The organism is Opitutus sp. ER46, from assembly GCF_003054705.1.
In the GTDB taxonomy this organism is placed as follows: Bacteria; Verrucomicrobiota; Verrucomicrobiia; order Opitutales; family Opitutaceae; genus ER46.
Window position 1 is genome coordinate 320,119 of record NZ_QAYX01000024.1, and the last position, 12,770, is coordinate 332,888.

9 protein-coding genes are annotated in these 12,770 nt (G+C 68.9%); 5 read left to right on the forward strand and 4 right to left on the reverse strand.

The window, feature by feature from the left end:
* Positions 1 to 5 precede the first annotated feature (5 nt).
* Positions 6 to 1,349, reverse strand: coding sequence for an exo-alpha-sialidase (locus tag DB354_RS16755; RefSeq protein WP_146180297.1), 1,344 nt, complete (start codon positions 1,347 to 1,349; stop codon positions 6 to 8).
* On the opposite strand from DB354_RS16755, the gene DB354_RS16760 reads away from it, so the two are divergent.
* Entirely contained in the window at positions 1,348 to 2,400 is a 1,053-nt protein-coding gene (locus DB354_RS16760) for a LacI family DNA-binding transcriptional regulator (RefSeq protein WP_107836791.1), read from the forward strand. The genes DB354_RS16755 and DB354_RS16760 overlap by 2 nt on opposite strands.
* 404 nt (positions 2,401 to 2,804) lie before the next feature.
* Here the strand turns inward: DB354_RS16760 and DB354_RS16765 are convergent, their stop codons facing one another.
* Complete coding sequence (locus DB354_RS16765) at positions 2,805 to 3,656, reverse strand: PIG-L family deacetylase (protein ID WP_107836792.1); 852 nt, start codon at positions 3,654 to 3,656, stop codon at positions 2,805 to 2,807.
* Between the two features lie 117 nt (positions 3,657 to 3,773).
* Entirely contained in the window at positions 3,774 to 5,690 is a 1,917-nt protein-coding gene (gene nagB, locus DB354_RS16770; protein ID WP_199226876.1) for a glucosamine-6-phosphate deaminase, read from the reverse strand.
* A gap of 93 nt (positions 5,691 to 5,783) precedes the next feature.
* Between nagB and DB354_RS16775 the strand changes: the two genes are divergently transcribed.
* From DB354_RS16775 to DB354_RS22545, 3 genes are all read left to right on the forward strand, one after another.
* On the forward strand, positions 5,784 to 6,701 hold the full coding sequence (locus DB354_RS16775; RefSeq protein ID WP_107836794.1) for an AraC family transcriptional regulator: 918 nt from the start codon (positions 5,784 to 5,786) through the stop codon (positions 6,699 to 6,701).
* A gap of 82 nt (positions 6,702 to 6,783) precedes the next feature.
* Positions 6,784 to 7,848, forward strand: a complete 1,065-nt coding sequence (locus DB354_RS16780) for a nucleoside hydrolase (RefSeq protein WP_107836795.1) — start codon at positions 6,784 to 6,786, stop codon at positions 7,846 to 7,848.
* A gap of 308 nt (positions 7,849 to 8,156) precedes the next feature.
* Positions 8,157 to 8,633 (forward strand): hypothetical protein, encoded by a 477-nt coding sequence (locus DB354_RS22545; RefSeq protein WP_199226877.1) that lies wholly within the window; start codon positions 8,157 to 8,159, stop codon positions 8,631 to 8,633.
* 142 nt (positions 8,634 to 8,775) lie between these two features.
* On the opposite strand, the gene DB354_RS16790 is transcribed toward DB354_RS22545, so the two are convergent.
* The gene (locus tag DB354_RS16790) at positions 8,776 to 10,557 is read right to left on the reverse strand and encodes an MFS transporter (RefSeq protein WP_107836796.1); all 1,782 of its coding nucleotides are present in this window, start codon (positions 10,555 to 10,557) and stop codon (positions 8,776 to 8,778) included.
* Between the two features lie 233 nt (positions 10,558 to 10,790).
* On the opposite strand from DB354_RS16790, the gene DB354_RS16795 reads away from it, so the two are divergent.
* Entirely contained in the window at positions 10,791 to 12,764 is a 1,974-nt protein-coding gene (locus DB354_RS16795; RefSeq protein ID WP_199226878.1) for a sugar-binding domain-containing protein, read from the forward strand.
* Positions 12,765 to 12,770 lie beyond the last annotated feature (6 nt).

Consider the following 12,770-nt stretch of genomic DNA (forward strand, 5'->3'; position numbering starts at 1 on the left):
GCCCGCTATTCGAGGGCGGCGAGCGGTACGCGGGAGAGCGCGATCTCCTCCTTGTTGACGGAGTAGAGAATGAAGAGCGCGCCGTCGTGCACCAGGGCGCTCGGATAGGAGAACCCGATGCCGCGGCCGGTGATGCCTGCCCAGCGGTGTTTGCCCGGAGCGCCGGCGCGAAGCGCGAAGACGCGGTCGAAGGTTTCGCCGTCGGGGCTGAGCGCGAGCGTCAGGGGGTCGCGGCGAAGATGCTGAGCTTGGTCGAATCGGGTCGCGATCTGATTGCCCACGAGGACGACGCGCCCGTCCGGCAGCCGCAGGGCCTGCGCGCGACTCGGTGCGTCGGGGATGTTCGTCGGTTGTGGGATCGACCAGCCGCCCTCGGCCGTGGGAAAGGAGACGTACAGCCGGTTTCGCTGGCGCGGCTTGGTGTCCGCGCCCTGCGCCGAACGGAGGCAGAGCACCGGCCCGTGGACGCTGCGGTAGCTGAAGGGCTCCATCAGGGCGGCGCCATCGCTGGCGCGCGCGGGCACGCCCTCGCCGGCGACGTGCGACCACCAGCTCACGAGGTCGTGATCGACGTAGTACTGCCGGATCGCCGCGGCCTCCGCGGGCGCGACGGCGAGGTCCGGGGCGAAGCGCGGCCGGAGCGCGCCGGCGGGGAGCGGACGCAGGAGGAACACGGGGCCGAGCCGGCCGTCGGGTTCGACCCGCCGGGCCACCGGGTACACGGGGGTGCCGTGGACGTAGGTGACGGCGTACAGACCCGCCGGCGTGGCGACCCAGCGGTCGGGCTTCAGCGCGAGACCCTCCTCGCCGGCGCGGCGATACGGTCCGGGCGCGGCAAAGAGTTCGCGCGGAGTCGTCCAGCGTCGCCCGTCTGCGGATACGGCGAACAGGACCCGCTGCCCGGGCGCGTCCTCGCCCAGCGGGTGGTTGGCCCAGAGGGCATAGAACTGCCCGGCGTGGTGGATGAGGGCGGCGTAGTGGTTGTAGCCGCCTTCGTCGCGGCGCGCCGGGCGCCACACCGTCACGTGTTCGGCACTGCGCACGAGTGGCCAGGTGGCGGGCGCGGGTGGGTTGCCCGGCGGCAGGGGCGCGGTCCATCGCGGGACAACCGGGATGCCGTCGGCGGTGAATTGCCGGGTAGTGACGGTGCGGTCGCCGAGCGTGAGGGTGACGGCGGCGGGCGCGGCGGCGCGGAGCGGGGCCGGTGAAAGCACGAGCGCGGCGATGAACACGAGCGCGACCGCGCGGAGAAGGGGGCGAAACGGGACCATGGGTGGTGACGTTCGCCCGATCAGGAAGATATCGGCCTTGAGCTGAAGTCGCGCGTGCCGACTATCGTTACGCGTCATGGCTTCACCAGTCAGCATGCGCGATGTCGCCCGCGCGACGCGGGTATCGGTCGCGACCGTCTCCAAGAGCCTCGGCAACAAGCGGGACGTGTCGGCGACGACCCGGCGTCGGGTGCTGGCGGCGTGTCAGCGCCTGGGCTACCGGACGAATCCGCTGGTCGCGGCCCTGATGCGGAGCCGGCGCAGCCACGCGTCGCCGACAAGCAGCCTGACGCTCGCGTTTGTGACCGCGTTTCCGACGCCGGACGGGTGGCGAACGCATCCGGCGCCGATCTTCCGGCAGATGTTCGCGGGCGCCCAGGCCCGGGCGCAGGAGCGCAACTATCGGCTGGAGCACCACTGGCTCTTCCGCGAGGGCATGAGCAACCGCCGGTTCAGCGACATGCTCGAGGCGCGTGGCATCCGCGGGGTGCTCTTCGCTCCGGTTCCAAATCTGCAGACTGAGATCGAGCTCAACTGGCCGGCGTTCTCCACGGTCGTCCTGGGGCTCACTCCATCGACGCGGCATTTCCACCGCGTGACGACCGACTACTATCAGTCGATGCTGCTGGTGATGGAGAAGTGTCGGCAGTGCGGCTACCGCCGGCCGGGCCTGGCGGCGCGCCGCGAGACGGCGACGCGGTTGGAGCACCGCTGGGAGGCCGCGTATCGCGTGGCGGCGGCGGCGTATGGCGCGCGGGCGGCGTTACCGCGGCCATTGATCGTCGAGGAATGGGAGCGCGAGCGGGTGGCCGCGTGGCTCGACCGGGAGCGGCCGGACGTGGTGATCGGGCCGGTGCTGGGCAAGCTCGAGGAGACGATCGCGGCGGCGGGCAAGCGCGTGCCGGATGACATTGGCCTGGTCGGTCTGCTCGTGCCGCGCGCCGGCGACCGGTTGAGCGGTGTGCTACAGGACGGCGAGATCATCGGGCGCACCGCAGCGGATCAGTTGATCGCGCAGCTGGAGCGCAACGAGACCGGCATTCCCGAGCATCCGATCACCCACACGATGCTCGGACGCTGGAACGAAGGAGAGACGGTCAGGATCCTGCCCGCCGCCCGGCAGCGTTGAACCGACTGGGGACGCCGCGAGTATCCGGACATTATCGCCTGAGTATCCGGACATTATTCCGGAGTATCTGGACATTATTCCGTAAGTGACGAACTCCGGGGCGGTAATAATTGCAGCCCTCGTGCCCTCCCACTCCTCGAGTCGGGGTCGGCCGGGCCTCTCGGAATCTTTCTCTTTCTCTTTCTCTCGCAGTCCTACCCGATCCGCCCCCCCGGGCTCGGTCACCGCGGAGCAGCCGTTCCACACTGTCACTCTCATTCTCACTCTCACTCTCACTTTCACTTTCACTCCTCACCTTCACTTCAAAGCCCGGTCGGCAGCGCGCCGACCGGGCTTTGAGAGAAAGAGGAAGAGTAAGAGAAAGATTCGGACGCGGCTCCGAGCGTCCGGGGCCGGGGCCTGCCTCAACTGAACCGCTTGAGGCGCGAGGCGACGTCGTCGCGGAGTCGGTCGAGGTAGCCGAGGGTGTACGCGGCGATGTCGAGCTTGGGATCGGCGATCAGGGGCGTGAGGTCCATGGCCCAGGTGATGCCCTTGAATTTATCGGTCGCGTGCGAGGTGTGGAACGTCGCGTGAGCGAGGCGGCGGCCGAGGGCCGCGAGATCGTAGCGTTTGCCGCCGGTCACTTGGGAATCGAAGACCTTCATCAACTCGCCCGCCAATTCCACATGGCGGCCGGCGTCGAGCGCGACCTTGTCGGCGTCGAGCAGCCAGTCGAGATCGCGCCAGACCTCGGCGCCGAGCACGCGTTTCGGCCGCTGGGCCGCCGGGAGCGAGCGGATCGCCTCGAGGCAGCGCAGGAGCACCGCCACGTGCGTGTCGTGCTTGTCCGCCGGGTTGTGCAGGTAAACCACCTCGGGCGTGCAGCCGGCGAAGATCGCGCGCAGATCGGCGACGACGCCCGGATGCCCGGCGCGCTTCACGTCGGCGCTCGGGTGCGCGAGTTGGAGCTGGATCGCGTAGCGGCCCAGCTGGGCGGCCTTGCGCTGCTCCTCGCGGCGGACGTCCTGCATCTGCTCGTCGGTCAGGTGCGCGTACGGGCCGGTGCGGGGAGAACCGGCGCCGTTGGTGACCACCACGCCGCCGAACGCCTTGGCCGGCGCGCCGTCGAGGCAGTCGCAGATCCCGGCGTGGGCCAGGATCTCGATGTCGTCCTGATGCGCGGCCACGCAGAGGTGCGTGACGCGGGCGAGGGCGGCGGTCGCGTCGCCACCAGTCGGAACGAAGACGTCAGCGCGAGGATGGGAGAATTTCATGGGCGAAACGAAAGGGAGAGACGGGTGCGGGCGTTCGTCAACGGCGGCACCGGCGGCGCGGCGCCACCGGTCAAGGTGGCGTCACGCGCAGGGCCGGCCGGCGGGCGTGCGTTGCGCTCAACGGGCGTCGTCGTGCCAGCGTTGGAACGCCTCGATCGCCTCGTACTCGGCGAGGCCGAGGGCGTCGTAGGTTTTGGCGAGCGAGCGGGCTGCGGCCTCGGCCTGCTGCCAGGCCTCGTGCAGGCCGGGTTCGAACACCGGCATCTGGCTGCGCTGGCTCTTGTGTTGGTAGACGGCCTGGATTTTCTGCGTGAGCTGCGCGGGGCTGAGCGGCACGGCCATGTCGATCTCGTGCGCGGCCCAGGCCTTGTCGGGCGTGCGGTAGAGCCACACGCGGCAATCCTGCCACCAGCCCTCGGTCTTGACCTGCTGGATGGCGGAGCGAAGCACGTCGAAGCACATGCCGCTCACGCTGGCGGGGTCCTGGCCGGCGCCGGTGGCGAAGATCTGGTGCGGCTTCAGCTCGCGGAGGACGGCGGCAACCTGCGCGACATCGGCTTCGGTGGCGCGGAACTGGCGGTAGCGGCCGTTCTCGTAGAACGCGAGGTCGAGGAAGCGCTCGGTGCCGGAGGGCACCGCCGCATTGCGCAGCGCCGCGCGGGCCTCCCCACGGCGCAGCAGGCCCTTGAGGCGGCGCGTATCCGCGGTGTCCTGACCCTTGGCGGTGCTCTGCTTGGCGGCGATGGCGTCGCGCACGCGGCGGGCGGCGGTGGCGGCGCCTCCCGCCTGGCTGGTGGCAAATTCGAGGACGAGGTCGGCGGCAACCATGGCCTCTTCGTCGGGCACCGCGAGGTTGCCGGACGTCAGGTACACGACGGTAACGCTGTGGCCCTGCTCGATGAGCCGGGTGAGCGTGCCGCCCATGCCGAGCATTTCGTCGGACGGCTCGGGCGAGAACACGACGACGCGTTTCGGGTGCGGCGAGGCGCGCTCGGGCCGGTGTGAGTCGTCGGCGTTCGGCTTGCCGCCGGGCCAGCCGGTGATCGTGTGCTGAATCTCGTTAAACGCGCGGATGTTCAGGTTGTACGCGGGGCCCTGCTCGGTGAGGAGGTCGGCCATGCCGTGTTCGCCGTAATGCTCGTCGAGGAGCTTGAGCACGGGCCGCTTGGCGGTGCTCGAAAGCCAGGCGATCGCGCGGCGGGCCAGCGGAGGCGTCCATTCCACCGGCGTGACGAGCCACGGATGCTTGATCCGGGTGAGCTCGGCGGCGGCGGCGGGATCGAGGAGGAAGCGGACGTCGGGGTGATCCTGGAGGAGCGTCGCGGGGATGGTCTCGTTGGGCCGGCCCTCGGTGGCCTGGGCGATCATGCGGGCCTTGGCCTCGCCCCAGGCGAGGAGGACGACCTTGCGCGCCTCGAGGATGGTGCCGACGCCCATCGTGATCGCGTAGCGCGGCACGTTGGCCTCGCCGAGGAAGTCGCGGGCGGCGTCGCGGCGGGTGAGGGAATCGAGGGTGACGAGGCGGGTGCGGGAGTCGCGGGCGGAGCCGGGCTCGTTGAAGCCGATGTGGCCGGTGCGGCCGATGCCGAGCACCTGCAGGTCGATGCCGCCGGCGGCCGCGATCTTCTGCTCGTAGGCGCGGCACCAGGCGAAGACTTCGCCGCGCGGCACGCGACCGTCGGGGACGTTGCTCTGGCTGGCGGGCAGGTCGATGTGGTTGAACAACTGCTCGCGCATGAACCGCGAGTAGCTCTCGGGGTGCTCGGGCGTGAGGCCGTGGTACTCGTCGAGGTTGAACGTGATGACGTTCCGGAAGCTGAGGCCCTCCTCGCGGTGGAGGCGGATGAGCTCGCGATAGAGCGGCACCGGCGTGGAGCCCGTGGCGAGACCGAGGACGACGTTGCGGCCCTCGGCGGCGCGGGTGCGGATGAGAGTGGCAATCTCGGCGGCGAGGCCGCGGCAGGCCACGACGGCGGAGGGGTGCACCTCGGTGTAGATGCGTTCGCGTTGGCGGGCTTCGATGTTGGATTTCATCGCGGTCATGGAGGTGGGCCGACGCGGGGGTCGGCAGGTTTACGCTTCCCATCATAGCCCTGCTCGGGCTGATTTTCGATAGCCGCACCGCCTATGTTGTTAACAAAAGCGCCAGCCAAATCCGCCCGGGCCTTTGCGCTGCTTGCCGCCCGGGCGCGCCGCCTGCCGTCGCCGGAACATCCCCTCCATGGCCGTCGCCGCCTGCCTCCGCCGTTGCCGGAGAACATCATCTGTTTCCAGCGGCGCAACGCGGCCGAGTTGAACCGCCCAAGCCAGGGACGCGCGTTGCATCACCGCCACGTGCTGATCGTGCCGCTGCAGGGCGCGGCGACCGTGTGCGTCGACGACTGCACGCATTCGCTGCATCCGGGCAAGGGCCTGGTCGTACTGCCCTACCAGTTTCACCACTACACGCGCACCTCGAACCGCCGGATCCTCTGGCTGTTCGTGACGTTCGAGTACGCGCAGGGCGTCACGCTCGAGCCGCTGCGCAACACCACGTTCAACGTCAGCGCCGCGATGGCCGACGAGCTGCGCGAACTGCTCAAGGACCAGCGCAGCCTGTCCGAGGGCGGCCTGCCGGAGCTCCGCCTCGCGCTGCTGCTGTCGCAGCTCACCCCGCCCCCGGCGCCGGGTGACGCCACGACGGGCGCCGGGTACGCCGAGAAGGTCATTGCGCTGAAGGTGAACAACGAAATGCAACGCCGCCGGCCCCTGGCGCCAACCATCCGCGAACTCGCGAGCCAGCTCGGCATGAGCCAGAGCCACCTGCGCGCGCGTTTCGCGGCGTCCTGCGGCGTGAGCCTTGGCCGGCACATGCGGGGCCTGCGGCTGGAGCGCGCGTGCGGCCTGCTGCGCATGAGCTCGAAGCGCGTCTCGGAGATTGCAGAGCAGTGCGGCTACGGCTCGGTGTATAGCTTCAGTCGCGCGTTTCACGCCGCCTACGGCCTTTCGCCGCGGGCGTACCGGAACCAGATGGCCGACGCTGGTGCACCGCGCGCCGAGGGCTAACCATCGCGACGCGTCCGGCGGCGGGGAATCGTTATTCGCCTTGCGGCGGTCACCGCGGCGGCGGCTTGCTCTGCGACACCCCATGTCCTGCTGCTTCCTCCGCCCGCTTCGCCACTCTACCTTTCACGTCGCCGCGCGGTTCGCCGCGCTCGGCCTGGGCCTTGCGCTGGGCGCGCTGCCGACTCGAGTCGCGGCCGCAGGCGCGGCGCCTGCTTCCGGTCCAGTCCGGCTCATTCTCGACACCGACATGGGCAATGACGTCGACGACGTCCTCGCCCTGGCGATGATCCACGCGCTGCAGAACGAAGGCCGCTGCGAACTGCTCGCGGTGACGCTCAGCTCGCCGTATCCGCTCGCCGGCGCGTTCGTCGACGCGGTTAACACGCGCTATGGCCGGCCCGACGTGCCGATCGGCGTGAATCCGCGGTCGCCGGTGGGCTTGTCGCCCGCGCGCGATTACCTCCCACTCGTGCAGGAGCGCACGACGTATCCGCATGACTTTGACGCGAACCGCGCTCCGGCCGCGCTCGAGGTGCTGCGACGGACCCTGGCGGCGGCGCCGGACCACGGCGTGGTGCTGCTGCAGGTGGGCGCGTTCAACAATCTCCGCGATCTCCTGCAGAGCCGGCCTGATGCGATCAGTCCGCTCGGCGGCGAGGAGCTGGTGCGGCGCAAGGTGCGGGTGCTCTCGCTGATGGCCGCGGATTTTCGCGCCCAGCAGCCGAAGAAGGCCGAGTTCAACGTGCGCCTCGATCTGGCGGCCGCGCGCGAGGTCACGGCGTCGTGGCCAACCCCGATGGTGTGGAGCGGATGGGAGGTGGGCGCGGCGGTGACGTTCCCCGCGTCGGCCATCGAGCGCGGCCTCGCGCCGGGCGACATCCTGCGCGAGGCCTACCAACGTTATCGGGCGTTGCCGCACGAGCGTCCGTGTTGGGACCTGACCAGCGTCTGGTGCATGGTTTTCCCGGACTCCGATCTCCTCACCTGGTCTGCACCGGGGCGCGTCGAGATGAATGCCGAAGGATTTACCCGCCACGTCGTGGCGGAAGGTGGGCGCGATCGCGTCCTGGCGATCACCGCGGAGCAGGCGGAGCAGTTGCGCCAGCGGATGGCGGAACTAGCCGTGCGGCCGCCGGCGCCCCGGTGAACCGGCCGCTCCTCCTGGGCGGGTGAGGCGTTTGCGCCAGCGTGCTGCCCTGGGCCGCTGGGCGGGAGCAGGCTTGCAGAGCCGCGTGTAAGTCATTGGCGGGACTGCCACCAACGCGCTGGATCAGCGGTTTAGGGAGGAAGAATCCCGTTCAGTTTTGCCGGCGTGAGCCGCTTTTGGGGAGAACCATGCGTTTGTCCCTCCCATGTGCACTCTTGGGCGCCTTGGCGTTTGCCCAGGTGGCGGTTGCCGGTGCCCCGGCGCCGGCGGGGACAGCCGCGACCGCGCCAACCCGCCCGAACGCGCCCATGACGCCTGCTGCGCCGGCGTCCGTGACCACACCGGCCCCGCGGGCGGCGAGTGTGCCGCCGGTGGCGGCCAAGCCCGCCGACGCGACGACGCTTCTGGCCAACGTCCTCACGCGCAACACGCGGCGGGACATTATCCTCAGCCGGGTGCAGCCGAACGGCAGCCTGCGGCCGTATTTCGATGAGAATGCCGTGCTGATGCTCGAGTCCGTGCCGTACGCCGAACTCCGTGTCGGCGACGTCGTCACCTTTTTTCATCCCCAGTTGAACGCGGTGGTGGTGCACCGCCTGGTGGAGAAGCGCGACGGGATGTTCTGGTCGCGCGCGGATCGCAGTGCGGGGGCGGAGGCGGTGCACGTCACCCCTGAAAATTACCGTCGGCGCCTGGTCGGCGTGGTGTACGTCAATCCGCAACCCGCGGGCAACGGCCCCGGCACGACGAGCAGGCCTGCGACCTACGCCGCGCAGCCGGACTGAGGCCTGAGGCCAGAAGCCGGAGGCCGGAAGCCTGAAGCCAGAGGCCGGACGTCAGATGTCGGATGTCAGCGGCACCGATGAGGCTTCCGGCGGTTCGGGACGCTGACATCTGACTTCTGACATCTTTCCTTCTGATTGCCCACTAGCGCTCGAAGTGGGCTTCGATTTCCTCGAGGGTCTTGCCCTTGGTTTCGGGCAGGAAGAACATCGCGGTCACGAAGTACACAACGGTGCAGCCGGCGAAGATGAAGAACATCGTGCTGTACCCGTACTTTCCGACGGTCGGCAGGAAGACGGCGGCGATCACGGTGGACACGGCCTGGTTGATCAGAAGTGCGATGCTCATGCCGTTCGAGCGGATGCGCGTCGGCATCAGTTCGGACAACGCGAGCCAGACACACACGCCGGGGCCGACGGCGAAGAACGCCATGAACGCGAAGATGCAGACCGCGGTGATCCAGCCGTTGCGCGCGCTGGGCACCGGCGTGATCAGGGCGTTTTCGATCTTGAGCGGCGCGGTGCGCGCGGCGGTCAGGTCGGCGAACGGATTGGAGAAGAACGCGACGACCTTGTTGGCCGGCACGCAGCTCCCGCGGTTGATCTCCACGGGCCGCGCGGTGGCGTCATCCGAGCGCACCACCGTCGTGGCCGCGCGGAAATCGCCGTAGGAGTAGATGACGATCAGCGAGACCGGCCGGCTGGCGAGGGCCTGGCCCGCGGGACCCGCGTGCGCGAGCAGTTGCTGCGCGGTCGTCGCGGAGAACGCGATCTTGGCGGTCTGGTCCGGCTGGACGAGCGCCTGGACCGCGGGGCTGCAGTCGACCCGCTGCGCTTCCGTGCGGTGGAACAGCGTGCCCACGGCGATGAGCGAGGCGATGATGCCGGCGCTGCCGACGGAGAGGAGGAACTTGCGGCCCTTGCGGTCGACGAGCACGACGGCGCCGATCGTCACCAGGAAATTCACGAGCGTGAGACCAACGTAGCCCAGGTGGGCATGGAAGTCGGAGAGGCCGCTCTGCAGGAGGATCGTGGCGTTGTAGCCGATGATCGAGTTGACGCCGGTGGCCTGGTTGCAGGCGAGGATGATGCAGGCGAGGACGAACGGGATGACGTACTTGCGGCGGAAGATCGAATCGCGCGGCTTGCCGGCCTGGCCTGTGGAGGCGGCCTCAGCCTGGACTGTGGCGGCCATCTCCTGGAACTCGACTTCGGCCTGGGCCGCGGAGCGGGATCGCAGCAGCGCGGCGCGTGCCGCCTCGTGGCGCCCGCGGCGGTAGAGCCAGCGCGGCGATTCGCTGACCATGAAGCTGCCGATGACGAACAGCAGGCCGGGCGGGAGCGAGACCCAGAAGATCTGGCGCCACGCGGCGTCCTTGAAGGCGAAGATTTTCGCGGCGTCACCGCTCTGCGCGACGTGTTCGAGGCGGTAGCTGAAATAGAAGCCGACGACCGCGGCGGCGACGATGCCGAGCGTGAGCAACCACTGGAAGATGCCCGTGCCCTTGCCGCGGTCGGCTGCACCGAGACACTCCGCGAGATAGAGCGGAACGACCACGCCGATGAAGCCGGCGCTGATGCCCTGCAGCAGGCGGCCGAGGACGAGCGGCTCGTAGCCGTGCGCGAGGGCGATCATCGGGATGCTCACCACGAACAGCAGGCCACTGAGGGCCATGAGCCGCTTGCGGCCCATCCAGTCGGCGAGCACGCCGGCGAACAGCGTGGAGATCACGCTGCCGAGCAGCACGGCGGCGACCACGAAGGAGAGCTGCCCTTGGTTGAAGCCCGAGGTGGCTTCGAGGTACGGCAGGGCGCCGGAGATGATGCCGACATCGACGCCGTAGAGCAGGCCGCCGAGACCGGCGACGAGGAGGAGGAAGCGGTTGTAGCCGACCTTGCCAGACGGGGCGGAGGGAGAGGTTTGCATATCGGGGCGAGATACTCGGCGCGCGCGGAAGCAGGAGAAGCAAACGCGCGGGAGCCGATCCTCGGGATGGAATATTCCCGGACGTGGTCAAGGCGGCGTTAATTATTCTGCGTGTAACGGCCTTTCTGTGACACGCTGTTACACGCTAAACGAGAGGGACGGAGAGGGGTGTGATGCGCGTTGCCAGGTCACCGCGATCAGGCCTTCCTCGGTGAGCAAATCCCCTTCTCCCCATGCGCTTCGCTCCTGCTTTGGCTGTGTTGCGTCCCGTGCTGCTGGCCTTGTTTGCGACGGCCAGCCTTGTGACGGCCGAACCCTCGGCCGGCCAACCCACCTGGCGCATTCCACCGGGCCGGATGACCACGAGCTGGGGTGACCAGGTCACGCCGGCAAATGCGTGGCGCGAGTACCCGCGGCCGCAGTTCGTGCGGGCGGCGTGGGATAACCTCAACGGCCTTTGGGAGTACGCGGTCACGCCCCGCACGGCGGCAGCGCCGACCGATTACCAGGGTCGAATCCTCGTGCCGTTCGCAATCGAGTCGGCGCTCTCGGGTGTGGCACGCGCGTTCACGCCGGACGACCGGCTGTGGTATCGCCGGGCTTGGACAGTGCCGGCGGCGTGGCGCGACCAGCGGGTGCTCCTGCATTTCGGCGCCGTGGACTACGCGTGCACGCTCTGGGTGAACGGCGGCCTCGTGGGCTCGCACGTCGGCGGCAATGACGCGTTCACATTTGATGTGACGGCGTTCCTGCGCGACGGCGCCAACGAGATCGTGCTCGGCGTCACCGATCCGACCGACACCGGGGAACAGCCGCGGGGCAAACAGATGCTGAAGCCGCACGGCATCTGGTACACCCCGGTCTCCGGAATCTGGCAGACGGTTTGGGCCGAGCCGGTGCCCAAGGAAATGCACCTCGCCGAGCTGCGCTGCACGCCGGACGTGGAAAACTCGCGGCTGCGCGTGACGGCACTGACCGACGCGGCGTATCAGGACAACGCGCTGGCCGTGCGATTCACCGCGAGCACGCAGGGGCGCGTCGTGGCGACGACGGTGGTGCGCATCAATCGCGAAGGCTGGCTCGACCTGCCACAGCCGCGCCTCTGGTCGCCCGAAGATCCGTTCCTCTACGACCTGAAGGCGGAGTTGATTCGGGTGAAGAGCCCGCATCGGCCCGCGGGGAAGGAAGGTGAGGGGAAACCGGTGCTGCCGGCGTTTGGGGCGAGCGAGCGCGTGGCGTACGCCAAGGCGGAGGTCCTGCCGGGCGAGCCGCTGGACGTGGTCACGTCGTATTTCGGGCTGCGGCAGTTGAGCCTCGGTGCGGGCCCCAAGCTCGGCCAGCCGCACCTGCGGCTCAACGGCCAGGCGATCTTCCAGCACGGTCCCCTTGACCAGGGCTGGTGGCCGGATGGGTTGCTGACGCCGCCGAGTGACGCCGCGATGGTGTGGGAGCTCGAGTGGCTGAAGCGCGCCGGGTTCAACATGCTGCGCAAGCACATCAAGGTGGAGCCGGCCCGCTACTACTACCATTGCGATCGGCTCGGGCTGCTCGTGTGGCAGGACATGCCGTCGGGGTACAACCGCGGGCTGAGCAACGCCCCGTGGGATGAGGGTGAACCGCCGCGGCTGTCGGACGGCCGTGCGCAGCACGAACTGGAGCTGCGCCGGATGGTCGGTGCGCTCTACAACCATCCCGCGATCGTGATGTGGGTGATCCACAACGAAGGCTGGGGCCAATATGAGACCCCGGCGCTCACGGCCTGGGTGAAGGCGATCGATCCCTCACGCTGGTGCAATGCCACGACCGGCTGGCGCGACGAGAACCGCGGCGACGTGTACGACATTCACACCTACCAGGAGGACGTGCGCGCGCCGGTGAACAAGGAAGACCGTGCCATCGTGGTGGGGGAGTACGGCGGCGTGGGCTGGCCCGTGGCGGATCACCTTTGGGACGCGACCAAGCGCAACTGGGGTTACCAGACGTACCATGATCAGCCGACCTACGTGGCGCAGGTGAGCAAGCGGATGGCGGCGATCGAGAAGCAGTGCCGGGAGATCGGACTCTCCGCGGCGGTGTACACCCAGACGAGCGACGTCGAAGGCGAGGTCAATGGACTGCTCACCTATGACCGACGCGTGGAGAAGATGCCGCCGGAGACGCTCGCCGAGATCAACCGACGGCTGGTGAAAAAAGGGCTGAAGGACTGAAGGTCT